Source organism: Nakamurella endophytica, from assembly GCF_014646215.1.
In the GTDB taxonomy this organism is placed as follows: Bacteria; Actinomycetota; Actinomycetes; order Mycobacteriales; family Nakamurellaceae; genus Nakamurella; species Nakamurella endophytica.
In genome coordinates this window covers 46,624-67,324 of sequence record NZ_BMNA01000009.1, presented here as the reverse complement: position 1 = coordinate 67,324, position 20,701 = coordinate 46,624, and the positions used below count along the sequence as shown (strand labels likewise).

Genomic DNA, 20,701 nt, shown 5'->3' with positions numbered 1-20,701 from the left:
GTGTCGGTGCGGATGTGGGCGGACGGCGGGTCGCCCTCCGCCTCGGGCCTACTCGCTGTCGATGATCTCCCGCGGCGCCGGCGGCAGCGCACGCTCGTGGTTGAGCGTGCCCGGCACGGCCATGCGCGCCTTGCGGGCCGGCCGGTCGTTCGCGATGAGCACCGCCATCCAGGGCAGCGGGATCGACACCACGAGCAGGGCGATCGCCAGCCACGGGATGCGGTAGCACAGCGTCGCGGCGACGAGCAGCGGCACGCGCATGCTCATCATCAGCACGTACCGCTTTCGGCGGGCGCGGACCTGGGCGTCGTAGGGCAGTTCCGCCGCGGTGATCACCGCGACGTCGGAGCGGGCCCGTGACGAGCCCTCCGTGGGTACACCCGGTGCGGACACCGGCGGCCTCCTGCTCGGTCGGCGGCCGACCGGCGAGAAACCGGAGCCGCGGGGCGGTCTGGCCGGCCACCCATCGCCACGGTACGCCCGCTGTAGGGCCACGCTGTGGGCGTCGCCGGTGCCGCCGGTCACCCCTTCCGGGACGCCGCCTGCTGGCCGGCCGCCTGCTTGGCCGCGGCCTTCGCCGCCCGCTTGGCCGCCCGCACCCGTTCCAGGCTGTCCGCGTCGACGACGTCCGCGACCGACCGGAAGCTGCCCTCCTGGCCGTAGTCCCCGGCGGCCTCCCGCCACCCGGGCGGCGTCACGCCGTACTGCTTGCCCAGCAGCGCGACGAAGATCGCCGCCTTCTGCGCCCCGAAGCCGGGGAGCGCGGCGATGCGCCCGCGCAACTCGTCGCCGGATGCCACGCCGTCCCAGAGCCCGGTGGCGTCCCCGTCGTACTGCTCGACGAGGGTGCGGCAGACCTGCTGCACCCGGGCGGCCATCGAGCCGGGGAAGCGGTGCACGGCGGGCGGCCCGGCGAACAGCGCCGTGAAGCCGTCGGGATCGGCGTCGGCGATCGCGCGGACGTCGAGCGCGCCCATCCGGCGGGCCAGCACCGCGGGCCCGGAGAACGCCTTCTCCATCGGGATCTGCTGGTCCAGCACCATGCCCAGGAGCAGCGCGTTGGGGTCGGCGGCCAGCAGGGTGTCGGCGTCCGGGTCCCCGGTCAGGTACAGCGTGCGAGCCATGGGCCGAGCCTGGCACACCGACGCCGGGTCCGGGCCGCCCGCGGAGGAGTCGGCGCGGGATAGCGTGGGCCGCCATGACGCGTCCCGACGCCGCCCCGCCCCCGTCCGCGACGGCCGGACCACCGTCCCCGTTGGCCGACCCGGCGGCCGTGGACGCCTTCGGCGACGACCTGCGCGAGGCCCGTTTCGACGCCGGCACGGTGCCCGAACTGCTCGGAACGTCCGCGCACCGGGCGCTGGGCCGCGGCGAGGTGTTCGCCGCCGAGCGGGTGACCCGGGGCGGCGCTGCGCTGGAGACCCTGGTGCGGCTGTTCCTGCTGGGGCTGGACGAGCCCGCGTCCGCGGTGGCCGCCGCGCTGCCCCGGCTCGGCGCCGACCGGGCCGTCGCGGAGGGCGTGCTGGAGCGGGCCGGCGACCGGCTGCGCGCGGCGCTGGACGTCCGGCCGCACGCCGACGACGTCGCCGAGTACCTGGTGGTCTCCGACCCGGACTTCGAGCTCCGGCCGGGACCGGTGCGGCCCGACCACGTGCTGGGGATCGGCGCGGCGTCGCTCAGCCTGGCCCGGGCGGTGATCCGCGCGGAGGTCGACCACGCGCTGGACATCGGCACCGGCTGCGGCATCCAGTCGCTGCACCTGTCGTCGCACGCCGGTTCCATCGTGGCGACCGACACCAACCCGCGGGCGCTGGCGCTGGCCGGCGCCACCGCCCGGCTGAACGGCCTGGACTGGGACCTGCGGCTCGGCGGGCTGTACGAGCCGGTCGGGACGGAGACCTTCGACCTGGTGGTGTCGAACCCGCCGTTCGTCGTCGGCCCCGGCGAGACCCGCTACACCTACCGGGACAGCGGCATGGCCGGCGACGAGGTGTGCCGCGCGCTGGTGACCGGCGCGGCGCAGCGGCTGCGGCCCGGTGGCACCGCGCAGTTCCTGGCCAACTGGGTGGTGCGCACCGGCACCGACTGGCGGAGCCGGGTCGGCGGCTGGGTGCAGGAGACCGGCTGCGACGCCTGGGTGGTGCAGCGGGAGCTCGCCGACCCGGCCGAGTACGTGGCGCTGTGGGGCAAGGACGCCGGCGAGACCGGCGCCGCCGCGGACGCGGTCGCCGGTCGGTGGCTGGACTGGCTGCAGCAGCAGGACGTCGAGGCGATCGGGATGGGCGTGATCACCTTGCGCAGGTCCGGCGCCGACGATCCCGACGTGGTGCTCGACGAGCTGACCGGCCCCGGCGACGAGGTGACCGGTGAGGAGGCGGCGGCCTTCCTGGCCCGGCGGCGGTGGCTGCGCTCCGTCGACGACCGCGGACTTCTGGCGACCCGGCTGTCCCTGGCGCCGGACGTGCTGCTCGAAGAGCGCTCGCTGCCCGGCCCGGACGGCTGGACGGGCGTGCTGCGGATGCTGCGCCGGCCCACCGGCCCCGGGGCGACGCTGCAGGTCGACGAGTGGGGACGGTCCCTGCTGGCCGGCTGCACCGGGCTGGCGCCGCTGGGTCTGCTGGTGGAGCTGCTGGCCGGCGCGCACGGGCTGGACCCCGACGCCGTGGCGGCCGCGGTGCTGCCGTCGGTGCGGGACGGGATCACCCGCGGGCTCCTGCACCCCGTCGAACACACCGACCCGGCGGCCTGATCCGGTGCGCGTCGTGGTGTCCCGGGTCCGGTCGGCCAGCGTCCGGGTCGACGGTCACGTGGTGGGCGAGCTCTCCGCGCCGGGCCTGCTGGCGCTGGTCGGCGTCACGCACACCGACACTTCGGAGACCGCGCGGGCGATGGCCGCCAAGCTGCATGAGCTGCGGATCCTGCCCGGCGAGCGGTCCAGCGCCCAGACGGGTGCCCCGGTGCTCGTTGTGAGCCAATTCACCCTGTACGGCCGGACCGACCGGGGACGCCGGCCGAGCTGGTCCGACGCGGCTCCGGGACCGGTCGCCGAGCCGCTGGTCGACGAGGTGGTGGCCGAGCTGCGCCGCCGCGGCGCCGAGGTCCGGACCGGCGTCTTCGCCGCCGAGATGGTCGTGACCAGCGAGAACGACGGACCGTTCACCCTCGTCCTGGACAACTGACGGCCCGGCGCTGGGCTCCGGGCGATCCGGCGTCCCGCCGGGCGAGGTCCGTTCCCATGCGGTTCCCATGGGCGGCACAGCGCGCTGTGGCGGTGCGCGGGATCTACTCCCATCACCCGATCGGTGCGCCGCAGGACTCCGGATACCCGTCGACGCGTCATCGCCACCGGATCGGGGAACGATTCGGTGCAGGTCGACGTTCGAATGATATGCCGGCGCCGCTCATCTCCGCGTCCGGCAGTTGATACGGAAGGGAGCACCACATGTCCGTCTCCCCCATGGTGGACGACGCCTTCGACGATACGTCGGCCGGCGACACACTTGTTGACAGCTCGGCCGCTGCCCGTCGTGAGGCGGCGGAGGACCTCGACGCCCAGGGTCCCTCGGCGGACCTGGTGCGCGTCTACCTGAACGGCATCGGCAAGACCGCGCTGCTGACCGCCGAGCAGGAGGTCGAGCTGGCCAAGCGGATCGAGGCCGGCGTCTTCGCGCAGCACAAGCTGGACACCGCGACCCGGCTGTCCCCGCAGAAGCGGGCCGACCTGCGGGCCGTGGTCCGGGACGGCAACCGTGCCCGCAACCACCTCCTGGTGGCGAACCTGCGGCTCGTCGTCTCGCTGGCCAAGCGCTACACCGGCCGCGGCATGCCGCTGCTGGACCTGGTCCAGGAGGGCAACCTCGGGCTGATCCGGGCGGTCGAGAAGTTCGACTACACCAAGGGCTTCAAGTTCTCCACGTACGCCACCTGGTGGATCCGCCAGGCCATCTCGCGGGGCATGGCCGACCAGGGTCGGACCATCCGGCTGCCCGTCCACCTCGTCGAGCAGGTGAACAAGCTGTCCCGGTTGAAGCGGGAGCTGCACCAGCAGTTCGGCCGCGACGCCACCATGGCGGAGCTGGCCGCCGAGTCCGGCATCCCCGAGGAGAAGATCGCGGACCTGCTGGACCACGCCCGTGACCCGGTCAGCCTCGACATGCCGGTCGGCAGCGACGAGGAAGCCCCGCTGGGTGACTTCATCGAGGACGCCGAGTCGACCTCGGCCGAGGCGATGGTGGTCGCCGGGTTCATGCACCAGGACATCAACAAGGTGCTCCGGACGCTGGACGACCGGGAGCGCACCGTGGTGCGGATGCGCTACGGGCTCGACGACGGCCGGCCGCGCACGCTGGACGAGATCGGGCGGGCGTTCGGCATCTCCCGCGAGCGGGTGCGGCAGATCGAGCGCGACTCGATGGCCAAGCTGCGCACCGGGGACCGCAGCGAGGCGCTGCGCGCCTACGCCAGCTGACACCTGGCACACGACGTCGAGAGCGGCGCCACGCCGCAGGCCGGAGGGACCGGGCTCGTGCACAGCGAGCCCGGTCTCTCGTTTCTCCGGGACCGGTCGGCGCAGGATCCGGTCACCGGAGCCGGCGCCGGTCGTCCACGGCCGGTGACGCCTCCCCGAGCCGGCCGACCGCACCGGTGACCGCCACGCCCGCGGGTCCCGCGAGCACCGGCTGTAGCTGCAGGTAGAGCAGCTCCGGGACGTCGTCGGCCAGGCAGGACAGCCGCAGCGCGACGTCGGCCAGCGCCGCCAGGTCCACCGGCGGCGCATTGCGGTAGCCCTCGAGCAGCGGCGCCGCCCGGGGGCCGCGGACCAACTCGGCCGCGTCCACGTCGGTCAACGGGACGATCCGGTACGCGCGGTCGTCGAGCAGGTCGGTGGCCACCCCGCCGACGCCGAACGACACCAGCGCGCCGAAGCTCGGGTCGGCGGTCACCTGGAACACCGTCGGGACCGTCGACCGGTCGGCCGGTGCCATCTGCTGCACGTACACCCGCGAGGAGCCCACCGCGGCCAGCTCGCCGACCGCCCGGCGGATGTCGTCCTCGGTCGCCAGGTGCAGCCGCACCCCTGCCTGGTCCATCCGGTGCCGCAACGACTCGTCGAACGCCTTGACGGCGACCGGCAGGCCGAGCTCCCCGGCGGCGGCCACCGCCTCGTCCGCGCCGGGGACGGTCCGGAACGGCAGCAGCGTCACCCCGTAGCAGCCGAGCAGCGCCACCAGTTGCGCGTCGGTCAGGTCCTGCACGGCCCTTGGACCGGTGACGGGGCTGGTGCTGCCTGTGCTTGCCCCGCTGCCGATGCCTGCCCCGCTGCCGGTGCCGTCCGTGCTGCCGGTGCCGGTGCCTGCCCCGCTGTCGGTGCTTCCCGCACGGCCGGTGCTCTTCGCGCTGCCGGCGCTCTCCGTGCTCCCGTCGATGCCCGCGTCGATGCCCGCACCGCTGCCCGCCCCGCTGCCCGCCCCGCCGGGCGCCGCGCGCCAGCCGTCCACCAGGGTCCGGGCGGCGGCCGCGTCGATGCCGGACGGCCGGACGGGCGCGCCGGGCGGCCGGCGCAGCCACTCGCCGTAGCGCACCGCGTGCGCCAGCGCCGCCACCGCCCGTTCCGGTGTCGCGTAGGACGGCACCGAGCCGCGCGCCGCGCCTCCCTGACCGTCGGCCACCTGCAGCGCATCGGCCAGCCCGGTGACCGCCAGGAAGGTGCTCAGCACCGGCACCGCGGCGCCCTGGGCGGCGACCTTCAGCGCGGTGGCGTGGTCGCGCCCGTCCACGGCGACGGGCGGCACGAACACCACGACCACGGCGTCGACGTCGTCCCGCCGGACGGTGGCGTGCACCGCGACGCCCAGCTCGGCGGCGGTGACGTCCACGCCGAGATCGCGCGGCTCGCCGTCGACCACCCGCAGGCCGGCGTCGAGGCAGGCGTCGACGGCGAGGATGCCCAGCGCCGTGGAGTTCCCCAGGATCGCGATCCGGTCGCCCTGCGGCACCGGTTGTGTCGACAGCAGCTGGGTGACGTCGAAGGCGTCGCCGAGGGTGTCGGTGCGGATCACGCCGGACTGGGCGAAGAGCGCGGCGACCGAGGTGTTCGACAGCGGCGCGCTGCTGGCCGCCAGGCCGGCCGGCACCAGGGCGTGCCGGCCGGACTTGACCGCGATGACGGGCTTCGTCCTGGCCAGCACCCGGGCCAGCCGGGCGAACTTGCGCGGGTTGCCGAAGGACTCCAGGTACAGCAGCACCACCTCGGTGCGGTCGTCGGAGTACCAGTACTGCAGCAGGTCGTTGCCGGAGACGTCCGCACGGTTGCCCGCCGAGACGAAGCTGGACAGGCCGAGACCGCGGCGGGCGGCGTCGGCGAGGATCGCGATGCCCAGCGCGCCCGACTGCGAGAAGAACCCCACCCGCCCCGGCCCCGGCACCACCGGGGCGAGCGTGGCGTTGAGCCGGACCGCCGGGTCGGTGTTCACCATGCCCAGGCAGTTCGGCCCGAGCACCCGCATGCCGCTGCCGCGGGCCACCGCGACCAGGTGCCGCTGCGCCTCCGCGCCGTTCCCGCCGGCGTCGGCGAAACCGCTGGTGACCACCACCAGACCGTGGACCTGCTTGGCGCGGCACCCCTGCACGACCTCGGCGACCGTGCCGGCCGGGACGGTCACCACCGCGACGTCCACCGGGTCGGGGATGTCGGTGACCCGGGCGTACGCGCGGACACCCTGCACGGACCGGGCGTCGGGGTTGACCGGGTAGACCGGACCGGTGAACCCGGCCCGCAGGAGGTTCTCGAGCACCGCGTGGCCCACCTTGCCGACCTCCGCCAAGGCGCCGATGACGGCGATCGACCGGGGCGCCAGCAAACGCGCCAGCGAGCGGGCCTCTGCCCGGTGCTCCCGGCCGGCCAGCACCTCCCGCGACCGGGCCGTCGGGGCGATGTCGAAGGTCACGTCGACGACGCCGGACTCGTAGCGGCGGTGCACCGCGTACCCGGCGTCGGCGAAGACCCGCACCATCTGCTGGTTCTCGGCCAGCACCTCAGCGGTGAACCGGCGGATGCCCACCTCGGCGGCCGCAGCGGCCAGGTGCTCCAGCAGGATCGACCCGAGACCGCGCCGCTGCTGGGCGTCCTCGACGACGAAGGCCACCTCCGCCGACACCGGGTCCCGGTCGTCGCGGTGACAGGTGCCGGCGGCGATGACCTGCCCGCCGAGCTCGGCGACCAGCCCGATGGCGTCGTGGTGGTCGACCTCGGTGAACACCCGCAGCTGCGCCGGGCCGATCACCGGGGTGGCGCTGAAGTACCGCAGGTACCGGGTCCGGTCGCTCATCCGCCGGTGCATGTCCAGGATGGCCGGGCCGTCCTCGGCTCCGATCGGCCGGACGTGCACCACCCCGCCGTCCGTGAGCACCACGTCGGCTTCCCAGTGCTGGGGGTAGGGGCGCTCAGTCACGGGGATCGAACGGGTCCAGCCCGTGCAGTGGGAAGACGGCGCGGCGTACCTGGTCGATGCCCACGTCGACCGGCTCCTCGGTCTCGCCGGACCAGGGCGTGACCGGGATGCCGTCCGGGGACCCGTCCGACATGTCCTCCGGCGGCCGGGTCCCCGGCCGGGACTGCCGGGCCTCCTCCTGCCAATCGGCGGGGACGGGCGTGCGCGGGTCGAGGTCCCGGTCCAGGACGGCGGCCAGCAGGTGCGTCCACGACCGCGGCACCACACGGACCAGGGCGTAGCCGCCGCCGCCCAGGGCGAGCCACCGGCCGCCGGTCAGCTCCTCGGCGAGCGCGCGCAGCTCCTGCTGCGCGGTGCGGTGCCCGTCGACGGTCAGCCGGAGGTCGGCGAGCGGGTCCTCGGCGTGCGAGTCCGCACCGTGCTGGGTGACCAGGACGTCCGGTCGGAACGCACGCAGTACCCCCGGGACGACGGCGCGGAAGGCCCGGAGCCAGGCGCGGTCGCCGGTGCCGGCCGGGACCGGGACGTTGACCGCCGTGCCGGCCGCCGCGCCGGCACCCACCTCGGCCGGCCACCCGGTCCCCGGCCAGAGCGTGGCCGGCGACTGGTGGAGCGAGACGGTCAGCACTCGCGGGTCGTCGTAGAAGGCGGCCTGGACGCCGTCGCCGTGGTGCACGTCGACGTCCACGTAGGCGACGCGGCGCACGCCCTCGTCGAGGAGGGCGTGGATGGCCAGCGCCGGGTCGTTGTAGACGCAGAAGCCGGACGCGTGGTCGGCCATCGCGTGGTGCAGGCCGCCGGCGATGTTGACCGCCCGACGGACCTGGCCGCGGGCGATGGCCCTGGCGGCGGCGATGGACCCGCCGGTGATCAGCGCGGCGGTGCGGTGCATGTCCGGGAACACCGGGTTGTCGGTGGTGCCGAGCCCGTGGCCGGGATGCCGGAGCGGCGGGACCGCGGACGCGGCGTGCACCGCCGCCAGGTAGTCGGCCCGGTGCACGGCCAGCAGCTCGTCGTCGGTGGCCGGCGGCGGCGGGACGAGGTCCACGCCGTCCAGCACGCCCAGCGATCGGGCCAGCGACCAGGTCAGCTGCCAGCGCAACGGGTGCAGCGGGTGGCGGCCCCCGAGGTCGTACTCGGCCATGGCCGGGTCCCACACGACCAACGGCGCTGCCATCGGCACAGGCTAGACCGGGACGCGGGCACGGACCTGTCGGCGCGGACCTGCAACACTGCGGCGCGCTCCGAGCATGGTGGTCGACGCTGTGCCGCCGAGCGCAGCCCTGTCGGCGCGGACCTGTCGGCGCGGTCCTGGAGCGCTGCGGCGCGGTCCGCGAAGCGTGGTCGACGCCGCACCGCCGGGCGCCGTCCTGTCGGCGCGGACCTGCCGGCGCGGACCTGGAGCACTACGGCGGGCTACGTGCAGATGTGGTCGACGCTGTGCCGCCGAGCGCGGTCCCGGAGCGCTGGGGCGCGGTCCGCGCAGCGTGGTCGACGCCGTGCCGCCGAGCGCCGTCCTGTCGGCGCGGTCCTGTTGGCGCGGACCTGGAGCATTGCCGCGCTGCTCCGAGCAGCGCCGTCGATGCTGTGCCGCCGGGCGGCGCTGCTCGTCAGCCGCTCCGCGCAGCGCCTGACCCGGGTCGGGCGACGGCAGGTACTTGCGGGCTCGGGTCGGTCGGGACGCACGAGCCGCGGTGGGTAGGACACGCGGGACCGGAGTGCTGCCTCGACTGCCGGCGCGGCACGGCGCCCTTCCCCCATCAGCCGGCCGCGGACCTGGGTTCCGGCCCGGTCGCCACCGGGCGCCCGGCCCCCGACCACTCGCTGTACGAGCCGGGGTACAGCGCCAGGTCGATGCCGGCGACCCGTCCCGCGAGCACCAGGTGGCAGGCGGTCACCCCGGAACCGCAGGACGCCACCGCCCTGTCCGCGCCCCTGTCGGCGTCGCTGTCGGCGCTTCTGTCGTCGTCGCTGTCGGCGCTTCCGTCGTCGTGGCTGTCGTCGGCGCCCGTCCCGCGGGGCCCGTCCCGGTCCGCCAGCCCTCGACGCCGGTCGGCCTCGGGCGTGGCCGACGGGTCCCCCGACACCTCCGATGCCTGATGGCGGACGGCTACGCCGGCGGCCTCCAGCCGCTCGCGCAATTCGGCGGGCGGTCGCAGGGTGCCCCGCTCGGTGTACAGCTCCGCGAACGGCAGGTTCACGGCTCCCGGAATGTGCCCGGCGACGGCGTCCAGCGGCTCGATCTCGCCGCGGTAGCGCGGTGCGGCCCGGGCGTCGAGCAGCAGGCCGTGCCCGGCACCGCTCCGGGCAGCGACCTCGGCCATGTCCACGGTGGGCATCGCACCCGGTCGGACGGTCACCGTCCCCGGCCGGGACGGCGCCGGTTCCCCGGTCTCCAGCGCACCGGTCCAGGCGCGCAGGCCGCCGTCGAGCACCCGCACGTCCTCGAGACCGGACCAGCGGAGCAGCCACCAGGCGCGCACGGCTCCGGACCCGTCGGCGTCGTCGTGGACCACGACGGTGCTGCCGTCGTCGATGCCGTGCCGGCGCCAGACCTGTTGCAGCACAGTGGCATCAGGTAACGGATGCCGGCCGCCCGCGCCTGGCGGCGCGGCCAGTTCCCGGTCCAGGTCGACGAAGCGGGCACCCGGGATGTGACCGGCCAGGTAGCCGGCGTGGTCGCTCCCGGCGCCGACGCGCCAGCGCACGTCGAGGACGACGACGCCCGGGGACCCCAACCGAGCGGCGAGCCACGCCGGATCGGCCAGGTCCGGGGGCAGTGCCGTCCCAGGTGAACCGGTGCGAGCAGGTGATTCGGTGCTGGTCGCGGAGTCCCTGCTGATCGCGGAGTCGGTGCTGGTGGCGGTAGCGCGGGCAGCCTCGGCGGGCTCATCCAGGGGCACCGGATCATCCTGCCCCGGATCGTGATCACCCGGTCGGGTGGTCCCGTCCGGGTAGAATCCGTCTGCCAGAAAGGGCTGATGTGAACGACCTGATCGACACGACCGAGATGTACCTCCGGACCATCTTCGAGTTGGAGGAGGAGGGCATCTTCCCGCTGCGTGCCCGCATCGCGGAGCGGCTGGCGCAGAGCGGTCCGACGGTCAGCCAGACGGTGGCCCGGATGCAGCGGGACGGTCTGCTGGTGGTGTCGGACGACCGGCACCTCGAGTTGACCGACCTCGGCCGGGAGCGCGCGGTGTCGGTGATGCGCAAGCACCGGCTGGCGGAGCGGCTGCTGCTGGACGTGATCGGTCTGGACTGGCGGGACGTGCACGTCGAGGCGTGCCGGTGGGAGCACGTGATGAGCGACGAGGTCGAGCAGAAGCTCGTCGCCCTGCTCGGCGAGCCGCAGACCTCGCCGTACGGCAATCCGATCCCGGGGCTGGACTCGCTGGGCGTGCAGGTGCCGGCGGACGGCGAGACGCACGCCGACCTGATCGGCGCGGACGTGGCGGCGGCGCGGGGCGGACGCTACGAGGTCCGCCGCATCATCGAGATCGTGCAGAACCAGCCCGACGTGATGGACCGCCTCCAGGAGGGCGGGGTCGTTCCGGGCGCGGTGCTGGAGTTCGCGACCCGGGACCGGATGCTGCTGGCGGTCACCCCCGACGGGCCGGTGACGACCGAACTGCCGCGCGCCATCGCCCACGGCATCCACGTCCGACCGGCCGGCTGAGCCGCTCGCGCTCCACCGCCGACCGGCCGGCTGAGCCGCTCGCGCTGCACCCCCGCCCCGTCGGTGCGGAACCGCCGCGAGGTGCGCCGGGGGAACGACTGTCCCTCCTCGACCCTGGGTCTCGCGCGCTGAGCTACCACTCCAAGGGGCTTGTCCAGGGACCGGTTGGCGGACGCCGCCGTCGCCCAGCGTCCCGGTCGGGGCTGATGTCCGGGCAACGCCGGAACGGCCGTCCATCGTCAGCGCTGGGTTCGGCGCCGAGCATCGCTCCCGGAGCCTGTCCTTGGAACGGCGGGCGAACGCCGCCGCCGCCCAGCGTGCCGGCCGGTGCTGACGTCCGGGCAATACCGTAAACGGCCGTCCATCGTCGCCACTGGGTCCGGCACCGAGCATCACTCCAGGAGCCTGTCCATGGAACGGCGGGCGAACGCCGCCGCCGCCCAGCGTGCCGGTCGGTGCTGATGTCCGGGCAACACCGGGGAACGGCCGGGCGACGGCTTGCAGGCGGACCCCCTCTCCGTCGCCGACCGGGTCGGCTGGTCGCAGGTACCGTGCAGGTGTGGTGACCGACGTCCGTTCCGGCGCGCCGCCCGCGCTCGCCGATCCAATGGCTCGTGTCCCGCTGTCCCCCGCGAAACCTGTCCCGGTCGACCAGATGGCCTGTGCTCCGCTGTCCCCCGCGGCGCGCGTCCCGGTCGGGCCTGCCGCTCGCGCACCTCTGTCACCGTCGGCGCGCACCGACGCGGGTCCGGAGGCTGCTGCGCTCGCCCTGGTGACGGACATCGTGGCTGCGGGTCGTGTCCTCGTGCTGACCGGCGCGGGCCTGTCGACGGACTCGGGCATCCCGGACTACCGCAGTCCCGGCGCACCGCCGAGGTCGCCGATGACGGAGCAGGAGTTCCGGTCGGGACCCGTTGCCCGACAGCGCTACTGGGCCCGCAGCCACCTCGGGTGGCAGCGGATGGGCGAGGCGACGCCGAACGGCGGGCACCGGGCACTCGCAGCGCTGGAGCAGGCCGGCGTCGTCGACCTGCTGATCACGCAGAACGTGGACGGCCTGCACGGCAAGGCCGGCAGCCGGACGGTGGTCGACCTGCACGGGCGCATCGACGAGGTGGTGTGCCTGGATTGCGGGCAGATCAGTTCGCGAGCTGCGTTGCACGAGCGGATGTCCCGACTCAATCCGGACTTCGGGGCGGACGCCGACGTCGTGGTTGCTCCGGACGGTGACGTCGAGTTCTCCGACACTGCAGCCTTCCGCGTTCCGGCCTGCCGCCGTTGCGCCGGGGCGTTGAAGCCGAACGTGGTCTTCTTCGGCGGCAGCGTCGCGCGGCCGGTCGTCGACCGCTGCTTCGCCGCGGTGGACGACGCCGAAGCCCTGCTGGTGGCCGGGTCGTCGTTGACGGTGATGTCCGGATTCCGCTTCGTCCGGCACGCCGTCAAGCGCAGCATCCCGGTCCTGGTCATCAATCGGGGGCCCACCCGCGCCGACGACCTTCCCATCGTCAAGCTCGACGCCGGCTGCACCCCGACGCTCACCGCCGTCGCAACAGCACTGCAAGCGTTGTAGGCGTTGTAGGCGTTGTAGGCCGTCCGGATCTGCTGTCGTGACGCGGGCATGCGCCACGCGAGACGGGCGTGCACCTCCGCCTGGAGGGCACGACCCAGCGGCACCGGACTCCGATCGATCGGGAACCCGGAGGCGGTGACCGGGCACCTGGCGCCCGGTTGACCGAGGGCCCAGTCCTGGAGTGCCTCCCTCCTGCACGTTGGCCGGCCACAGGTTTTCCTGGGCAATTGCTTTCGGCCATCCACCCGGTGATCGTGTCCTCAGAACGGCGGGTCGAGAAGTAGTGTCGCAGTGGCGGTTGCTGGGGTTGCCAGCACGGCGGGTGTTCTCGTCCCTGGGTGCTGACTCTCGCTCGGTGCCGACGGGCTCGGCTCCGGGCGACTTCTCGGCGGACGGATCCACGCGTCGACTGCTGGCACGCCGAACTCGACCGGCGGATGACTGGTCCGCCGACCAGCCGGTGATGTCACGACCACGGTGCGGTCGGGCCTTCGCTGCACATCCCAGCCGCCGTGCGTCTTGAGCACGTGGTGCTGACGGCACAGCGGATCCAGGTTCCCGGCGGCCGTCGGTCCGCCGCGATCAGGACGGGCATGGTCGAACGGCGTGCGGTGGTCGAGATCGCACCGCCAGGCAGGAGCCGAGCAGCCCGGCCACACGCACTGGCGGTCGACCGAGATGACCCGGTCCCGCAGGCGCTGCCGTGGCCGGTACGTCCGGTCTCCGACACCGATGGCCGCGGTGGTCGACGGATCGGTGACGAGGATGGTCACCGACCTGGCTGCCTGCGCCAGGATGCGCGCCCAGCCGGCCGTCACCGCACCGTGTCCCTCGAGGTGCGCCGGCTCGTCGTCGAGGGCTGCCAGCGTGGCGAGGGACATGGTGACGACCAGGTCGACCGGCCGGCCCTGGCGAGTGGGCCTGGACAGCGCTGGGTGGACGGATGTCGGACGCTCCGCGTCGATGTCCGCCGCAGACGACGAGCGGAAGGTGTCGCCGTACGTGTCGGGCATCGAAGCGAGGTCTTCTTCGCGCGAATCAGCCGGATTCTGAGGCTCAGAGGCCAGTCTCGACCCGACCGCAGGCAAGAGTGGCGGCGGGAGGACGGCCGACGAACGGATCGGTGCTTCCACGACTTGTCCGTTCCCCTGCTTGTGGCTCGCCTGTTCGGCATCGGCGACCGACGGCCCACCGGACCAACCCGTGACGATCCCGCCGAGCTCGCAGTCGAGTCGCCTTGCCGCTGCATGGGCTGGTCGCGTCGGACAGGACTCCGCACTCGAAGACTGACCGGGCGGCTGGGCGACGGCCACCGACGCGTCGGCTGCACCGGCCGCGATCGGCGGCGCGGGCGACGGGGGCAGTAAATCCCGCAGGTCGAGGTACCCGGTACCGAGCAGTGCCTCCGCCACGTCGGTGAGAGCGTCGGCGCGGCGCTCACCGGCGGATCGACCGTCGCCCCGCCAGGCCGACGCCACCATGTCGACCAAGGTCGCCACCGCTATTGCACCTTCCGCCGGCAACGTGGCGTCGATCCCGCCGAGCCCATCCTGCAGTGGACGGTGCAGGACGTCCCGCGACCGGCGAGCTCGCCGCGCGCGCTCCTCCGCGGCGGCCGGGTCCACCGAGATGACAGCCCGGTCGGTCAACGTCCGGAGTCGGCTGGCGGTCCGACTACCCGCGAGCGGCAGCACCCGATCCTCGACGACGACGCGTTCCTCGGGTGACAGCACGCAGGTGCGGTCGGCGATGACCCAAGCCTTCACCCTGTCGATCAAGCCGTCCCGCAGGGCGGCATGCGTGCCCGGGAGTTCGGTGACGAGCTCGACCGCCGAGCGCACGCGCCGGCCGGCCGCCAGCGGCGAGACACCCAGTGCAAGGCCGACCTCCGCGGCGGCCAGTTGTTCGGCCCGATGCGCGACGAGGGTTTCCAGGCGTGCGAGGTCGGGGCTCGCCGCCTCCGGGTTCACCGCCTCCGTTCGCTCGGGTCCACGTCCGAGAAAGGCATCGACGAGGTCGCTGACGTCGCCGGCGCACCCGGGGACCGCCAGTGCAGCAAGCGCCTGTGCCTGCCGCGCCTGGAGATGGGACAGCAGCCGCTCCGTGTCGACGACGGTCTGCAACAGCTCGTGGGCAGAAGCGGCGACCGTCCGGGCGTTCCGGACGGCCACCCACCGCTCGTCCTCCCAGCCTGGCGCCGCCGGCCGCAACAGCCCGTCCTCGTCCATCCGACACCTCCTCCGGGAGTGCTCGACACCGCCAGTCTACGGCCCATCGTTGCAGTTCAGTCGATTTTCTCGAACATGTGTATGACACAGGTCGATGTGGATGGGCGAGCACCGAGGACGGTGGAAGGACGCACGAAGGCAGACACATTGAGCGACCAGCGCGGACTTACCGCACCGCCGACGGCCTTCCACAGCGGGCGACGACGCAGAGGACGCGGATCCACCGGCGTGCCCGTGCGTTGCCGATTCTGCGGCGAAGGGACGGTTAACAGCGGACGGGAGAGGTGGTAACCGAAGGACAGGTGGCCGGACAAACGCACGAGCGTGGCCGTACATCGCCGCTCCTGCGGCGAAGGGGACACCCGCAGGAAGCGCCCGCCGGCCCGGTGACCAGCGGACGGTAGAGGTGGCGACCGTGGGAGAGATGCCCGGACGGAACGCACGACCGACTACAGGATCGAAACACAAACAACTCCAGCACGGCGGGCCGACGGCCAGCACGTCCGGCCGCCGGACTTGGAGGACGCGACTCGGGCCCGACCGCGACGCCCGCAACAACCAGGATGACCGCAAGGAACCGCAAGTCGGACGACGATTCCGGCCTCCAATGCGTAGGGACCACCAGGGGCACCAAAGGGCGCCGCCATCATCGGACGACCAGCCCAGCGCCCGACGGCGCCCGGCGCCCGGACGTGCGCCCGAAGGCCCGGAACCCAACCGGCCGACCGACGCGGAGCGATGCCGACCAGCTTGACCGCCCGGCCAGCCCACCGGCCGAACCGTCGGCCAGCCGACCAGCCCAACCGCCCGGCCAGCCCGCCGGCCGAACCGCCAGCCAGCCGCCCGGCCAGCCCGGCCAGCCCAACCACCCGGCCAGCCCGACCGCCCGGCCAGCCGCCGGCCCAACCGCCAGTCAGCCGACCAGCACAACCGCCCGGCCAGCCCGCCGACCCAACCGCCCGGCCAGCCCGCCGGCCCAACCGCCCGGCCAGCCCAACCGCCGGCCGGCCCGACCGCCCGGCCACGGTGACCGCGACGCACGAGACGGACAGGGCAGCCGGTGCACCAGCTCTCAGCCCAGGAACTCCTGCAATCCCGAGAGCAGCCGCTCGACGTCGTCCGCGCTGGTGTAGGGCGCCAGGCCCACCCGCAGGCCGCCGGCGTCGCCGAGGCCGAGGCGTCGGGACGGCTCGATGGCGTAGAACGACCCGGCCGGCGCGGCCACGCCGCGGTCGGCGAGGAAGGCGTAGGCGTCGGCGGCGTCCCGGCCGTCGAAGGTGAGCAGCAGGGTCGGCGTCCGCAGCGCGGCCCGGGAGTGCACGGTCACACCGGGCAGCGTGGCGATCCCGGACTCCAGCCGCCCGCGCAGCGCTTCCTCGTGCCGTTCCAACGCCTCGAACGACGCGACCAGCCGTTCCCGTCGTCCACCGCCCGAGCCGTCCCCACCGTCCAAGCCGTCCGAGCCGCTCAAGCCGTGCGTGCCGCCCCAGCCGTCCGAGCCGTCCGAGCCGACCGCACCGCCCGGCCCGTCCGCACCGGACACCTCGTCCGCACCGGCCAGTCCCGCCAGGTAGTCCACCGCCGCGGTGACGCCGGCGAGCATCTCGTACGGCAGCGTCCCGAACTCGAAGCGCTCGGGCACCGCGTCGGTGGACGGCAGGAGCTTGTCCGGGTGCAGCGACTCGAGCAGGGCCCGCCGCCCGGTGAGGACACCGAGGTGCGGACCGAGAAACTTGTACGGCGAGCACACCAGGGTGTCCGCGCCGAGCGCGTCCCGGTCCACCAGCACGTGGGCCGCCAGGTGCACCGCGTCGACGTGCAGGTGCGCGCCGACACCGTGCACCATCGCCGCGATCTCGGCCAGCGGCGGCCGCGTTCCGACCAGGTTCGACGCCCCGGTCACCGCCACCAGCCGGGTCCGGTCGGACAGCACCGCCCGGACGTGGTCCGCGGTCAGCTCGGCGGTGTCCGGGTCGACGTCGATCCAGCGCACCGTGGCACCGGCCCGTTCGGCGGCCTGCACCCAGGGCCGGACGTTGGCGTCGTGGTCCAGCCGCGACACCAGCACCTCGTCCCCGGCTCCCCATCCGGCTGCGAGCATCCGCGCCAGGTCGTACGTCAGCTGGGTGGCGCTGCGGCCGAACACCACCTCGTCCGGTGGCACGGCCAGCAGGTCCGCCATCGCCGAGCGAGCCGCCGCGACGATGTCGTCCGCGCGCACCTCCCCCGGCGTCCGGCGCCCCCGGTTGGACAGCGGCCCGGTCAGGGCGCCGGCCATCGCCTCGGCGACCGCGCGCGGCGCCTGCGTGCCGCCGGGCGCGTCGAAGAACGCGACACCGGAGTCCAGTGCCGGGAAGTCGGCGCGGATACGGTCGACATCGAGCCCGCGGGCGGTGGTCCCGGTCACGACTGCACCCCCGCGACGGCGAGCCGCACGTCGATGCCGTCCCCGACGGTCCCGGCCACGGCCCCGTCCCCGTCCGGTGGCGCGAAGTCGACCGCGACGGCGAGGGTCTCGGACCGGACATGCTCCAGTCGCGCCCGGACCGCGTGCACCACCGGCGCCGGCAGCTCCAGCCGCAGTGAGATGCGGTCGGAGACGTCGAGTCCCGCATCCTTGCGCGCCTGCTGCACCAACCGGACCAGGTCGGCGACCAGGCCGTCGTCGCGCAGCTCGTCGGTGAGCACCAGGTCCAGCTCGACGACACCACCGGACGGCAGCACGGCCACCGCGACGTCGTCCCGGCCCGCGCCGGTCGCGACCGTCTCGAGCACGAACTCGCCGTCCCGCAGCGGCACCCCGGCGCACACCACGGTGCCGTCGTCGGCGACGCTCCAGTCCCCGGACTTGGCGCCCCTGATGACCTGCTGCACCGCCTTGCCCAACCGCGGACCGGCCGCCCGCGCGTTGACGGTCAGCCGGCGGGTCACCGCGGTGTCGGCCGCGTCCGCGATGGCCGACAGCCGCACCTCCCGGACGTTGACCTCGTCGGCCAGGATCGCCGAGAAGGGCTGCAGCGCAGCGGCATCCGGGGCAGTGACGGCCAGCGTGGCCAGCGGCTGCCGCACCCGCACCTTCGCGGACTTGCGCAGCGACAGCGCCACCGACGCCACCTCCCGCACCTCGTCCATCGCGGCGACGAGCGCGGCGTCGCGCGGCAGCGCGCCCTCCCCGGACAGCTCCGGCCAGTCGGTCAGGTGCACCGACCGGCCGCCGGTCAGCCCGCGCCAGATCTGCTCCGCGGTCAGCGGCAGCAGCGGCGCCACCGTCCGGCACACCGCCTCCAGCACGGTGTGCAGGGTGTCGATCGCGTCCTGGTCACCGGCCCAGAACCGGTCCCGGGACCGGCGGATGTACCAGTTGGTCAGCACCTCCAGGTACGACCGCACGGTGGCGCAGGCGCCGGACAGGTCGTACCCGTCCAGGGCGTCGGTCACGGACGCGGTCAGCTCGGCCGTCTTGGCCAGGATGTACCGGTCCAGCACGTCCGGGCTGTCGGTCCGGGTGCGGCCGACGACCCCCGCGGCGCCCGCGTACAGCGACAAAAAGTACCAGGCGTTCCACAGCGGCAGCACCGCCTGCCGCACGCCCTCGCGGATGCCGCCCTCGGTGACCACCAGGTCGGAGCCGCGCAGCACCGGCGAGGACATCAGGAACCAGCGCATGGCGTCGGACCCGTCGCGGGCGAACACCTCCCCCACATCGGGATAGTTCCGGCGCGACTTGGACATCTTCTGCCCGTCGTCACCCAGGACGATGCCGTGCGCGACGCACGTCTGGAAGGCCGGCCGATCGAACAACGCGGTCGCCAGCACGTGCAGCGTGTAGAACCACCCGCGCGTCTGGCCGTTGTACTCGACGATGAAGTCGCCGGGAAAATGATCGTCGAACCAGCCGTGCCCTCTGGTCGGACCCGCAAGCGGTCCTCCCGAGTTCTCGAACGGGTAGTGCACCTGGGCGAACGGCATGGACCCCGACTCGAACCAGCAGTCGAGCACCTGCGGCACGCGCCGCATCACCGACCGGCCGGTGGGGTCGTCGGGGTTCGGCCGGGTCAGCTGGTCGATGAACGGCCGGTGCAGGTCGGCCGGGCGCACGCCGAAGTCCCGCTCCAGCTCGTCGAGCGAGCCGTAGACGTCGACCCGGGGGTACGCATCGTCGTCCGAGACCCACACCGGGATGGGCGATCCCCAGAAACGGTCGCGCGAGATGGACCAGTCCCGGGCACCGGCCAGCCACTTGCCGAACTGCCCGTCCCGGATGTGCGCCGGTACCCAGGTGATCTCCTGGTTCAGCTCGACCATCCGGTCACGGAAGCTGGTCACCGCGACGAACCACGACGTCACCGCACGCTGGATCAGCGGGGTCTCGCAGCGCCAGCAGTGCGGGTACGGGTGCTCGTAGCTCTCCCGCCGGACCAGCAGCCCGGCGGTCCGCAGGTCGCCGATGATGTGCGGGTTGGCGTCGAAGACCTGGTAGCCCTCGTACGGCGGCACCGCCGCGGTGAACACCCCCTGCGCGTTCACCGGGTTCACCACCTCGATGTCGGCGGCGTCGGTGACGACCTTGTCCTCCTCGCCGAACGCCGGGGCGATGTGCACGACACCGGTGCCGTCCTCGGTGGTGACGTAGTCGGCGGCCAGCACCTGGTGGGCGTTCTGCCGCCCGAGGAAGAAGTCGAACGGCGGGGTGTAGCGGAGCCCGACCAGGTCCGCGCCGCGGTAGGTCGCCAGCTCCTCCGGCTCCGTCCCGAGCTCCCGCGCGTAGGCCGCCACCCGGGCACGGGCCAGCAGGAACCGGCGGCCCGCGCCGACCTCCGCGTCCTCGCCGGTGCGGACGACGACGTAGTCGACCTCCGGGTTGACGGCCGCGGCCAGGTTGGACGGCAGGGTCCACGGCGTCGTCGTCCAGATCAGCGCCGAGACCCCGTCCAGCGCAGCGTCGCCGGGCACGGTCAGCGGCAGCGCCACGGTGACCGCCGGGTCCTGCCGCGACCGGTAGGTGTCGTCCATCCGCGTCTCGGTGGCCGACAGCGGGGTCTCGCAGCGCCAGCAGTACCAGAGCACCCGGTAGCCCTCGTAGACCAGGCCGCGGTCCCAGAGCGTCTTGAACGCCCACAGCACCGATTCCATGTACGGCAGGTCGAGGGTCTTGTAGTCGTGGGCGAAGTCGACCCAGCGGGCCTGCCGGGTGACGTACTCCTCCCACTCGTGGGTGTAGCGCAGCACCGAGTTGCGGCAGGCGTCGTTGAACGCCTCGATCCCCATCTCGGTGATCTCGTTCTTGTGCTTGATGCCGAGTTGCCGCTCGGCCTCCACCTCGGCCGGCAGGCCGTGGGTGTCCCAGCCGAACCGGCGCTCGACCCGGCGGCCGCGCATGGTCCGGTACCGCGGCACGACGTCCTTGACGTACCCGGTCAGCAGGTGCCCGTAGTGCGGCAGGCCGTTGGCGAACGGTGGCCCGTCGTAGAAGACGAACTCGTTGCTGCCCGCCTCGCCGGCCGGGCGGGCGTCGACCGAGGCCTGGAAGGTGTCGTCACGGCGCCAGTACTCGAGCACCTGCGCCTCGAGCTCCGGGAAGCTCGGATGCGCCGACACGGCATCCGCACCGGCGAGCGGGTAGCGGGCGTGGGGGGTGGACGGTGCGGTCAACGGGTACCTCCCGGCAGCGTGTCGCCTGCACGGGGACGGGCGCCGGCCTTCGGCCTGCTCCCGCGGTACCACCCCGCTTGCCCGGCGCACGCGCCGGACCGCTCCGTTGCCGGGCTGTCTC

Annotated in this window: 13 protein-coding genes; 5 read left to right on the top strand and 8 right to left on the bottom strand. The window is 73.8% G+C overall.

The window, feature by feature from the left end:
* Positions 1-48 precede the first annotated feature (48 nt).
* On the bottom strand, positions 49-393 hold the full coding sequence (locus IEY37_RS16995) for a DUF3099 domain-containing protein (RefSeq protein ID WP_229674555.1): 345 nt from the start codon (positions 391-393) through the stop codon (positions 49-51).
* Positions 394-521: 128 nt separating this feature from the next.
* The gene (locus IEY37_RS16990) at positions 522-1,124 is read right to left on the bottom strand and encodes an HhH-GPD-type base excision DNA repair protein (RefSeq protein WP_188943693.1); all 603 of its coding nucleotides are present in this window, start codon (positions 1,122-1,124) and stop codon (positions 522-524) included.
* Between the two features lie 74 nt (positions 1,125-1,198).
* Between IEY37_RS16990 and IEY37_RS16985 the strand changes: the two genes are divergently transcribed.
* The 3 genes from IEY37_RS16985 (at position 1,199) to IEY37_RS16975 (ending at position 4,468) form a co-directional block, all read left to right on the top strand.
* Positions 1,199-2,749 carry a DUF7782 domain-containing protein gene (locus IEY37_RS16985; protein ID WP_188943691.1) on the top strand — a complete coding sequence of 517 codons (1,551 nt, stop codon included), beginning with the start codon at positions 1,199-1,201 and terminating at the stop codon, positions 2,747-2,749.
* Between the two features lie 4 nt (positions 2,750-2,753).
* Complete coding sequence (gene dtd / locus IEY37_RS16980; RefSeq protein ID WP_188943689.1) at positions 2,754-3,179, top strand: D-aminoacyl-tRNA deacylase; 426 nt, start codon at positions 2,754-2,756, stop codon at positions 3,177-3,179.
* Positions 3,180-3,442: 263 nt separating this feature from the next.
* Positions 3,443-4,468: a sigma-70 family RNA polymerase sigma factor gene (locus tag IEY37_RS16975; RefSeq protein ID WP_229674554.1), complete on the top strand. Its 1,026-nt coding sequence runs from the start codon at positions 3,443-3,445 to the stop codon at positions 4,466-4,468.
* 112 nt (positions 4,469-4,580) lie between these two features.
* Here the strand turns inward: IEY37_RS16975 and IEY37_RS16965 are convergent, their stop codons facing one another.
* The 3 genes from IEY37_RS16965 to IEY37_RS22295 form a co-directional block, all read right to left on the bottom strand.
* Complete coding sequence (locus IEY37_RS16965; protein ID WP_229674553.1) at positions 4,581-7,451, bottom strand: bifunctional acetate--CoA ligase family protein/GNAT family N-acetyltransferase; 2,871 nt, start codon at positions 7,449-7,451, stop codon at positions 4,581-4,583.
* Positions 7,444-8,628, bottom strand: coding sequence for an acetoin utilization protein AcuC (locus IEY37_RS16960; RefSeq protein ID WP_188943687.1), 1,185 nt, complete (start codon positions 8,626-8,628; stop codon positions 7,444-7,446). Before IEY37_RS16960 ends, IEY37_RS16965 begins: the two co-directional genes overlap by 8 nt.
* A 583-nt stretch (positions 8,629-9,211) precedes the next feature.
* A complete protein-coding gene (locus IEY37_RS22295; protein ID WP_229674552.1) occupies positions 9,212-10,354 on the bottom strand; it encodes a sulfurtransferase in 1,143 nt (380 codons plus the stop codon).
* An 80-nt stretch (positions 10,355-10,434) separates the two neighbouring features.
* Here IEY37_RS22295 and IEY37_RS16950 point away from each other — a divergent pair, with 80 nt between their 5' ends.
* The gene (locus tag IEY37_RS16950; protein ID WP_188943685.1) at positions 10,435-11,130 is read left to right on the top strand and encodes an iron-dependent transcriptional repressor DtxR; all 696 of its coding nucleotides are present in this window, start codon (positions 10,435-10,437) and stop codon (positions 11,128-11,130) included.
* A gap of 655 nt (positions 11,131-11,785) precedes the next feature.
* Positions 11,786-12,700 (top strand): NAD-dependent protein deacetylase, encoded by a 915-nt coding sequence (locus IEY37_RS16945; protein WP_188943769.1) that lies wholly within the window; start codon positions 11,786-11,788, stop codon positions 12,698-12,700.
* A gap of 260 nt (positions 12,701-12,960) precedes the next feature.
* On the opposite strand, the gene IEY37_RS16940 is transcribed toward IEY37_RS16945, so the two are convergent.
* From IEY37_RS16940 to ileS, 3 genes are all read right to left on the bottom strand, one after another.
* A complete protein-coding gene (locus tag IEY37_RS16940) occupies positions 12,961-14,928 on the bottom strand; it encodes an HNH endonuclease signature motif containing protein (RefSeq protein ID WP_188943682.1) in 1,968 nt (655 codons plus the stop codon).
* A gap of 1,072 nt (positions 14,929-16,000) precedes the next feature.
* A complete protein-coding gene (locus tag IEY37_RS22290; RefSeq protein ID WP_229674550.1) occupies positions 16,001-17,335 on the bottom strand; it encodes a cysteine desulfurase-like protein in 1,335 nt (444 codons plus the stop codon).
* A complete protein-coding gene (gene ileS, locus IEY37_RS16930; protein ID WP_188943680.1) occupies positions 17,332-20,580 on the bottom strand; it encodes an isoleucine--tRNA ligase in 3,249 nt (1,082 codons plus the stop codon). Before ileS ends, IEY37_RS22290 begins: the two co-directional genes overlap by 4 nt.
* Positions 20,581-20,701 lie beyond the last annotated feature (121 nt).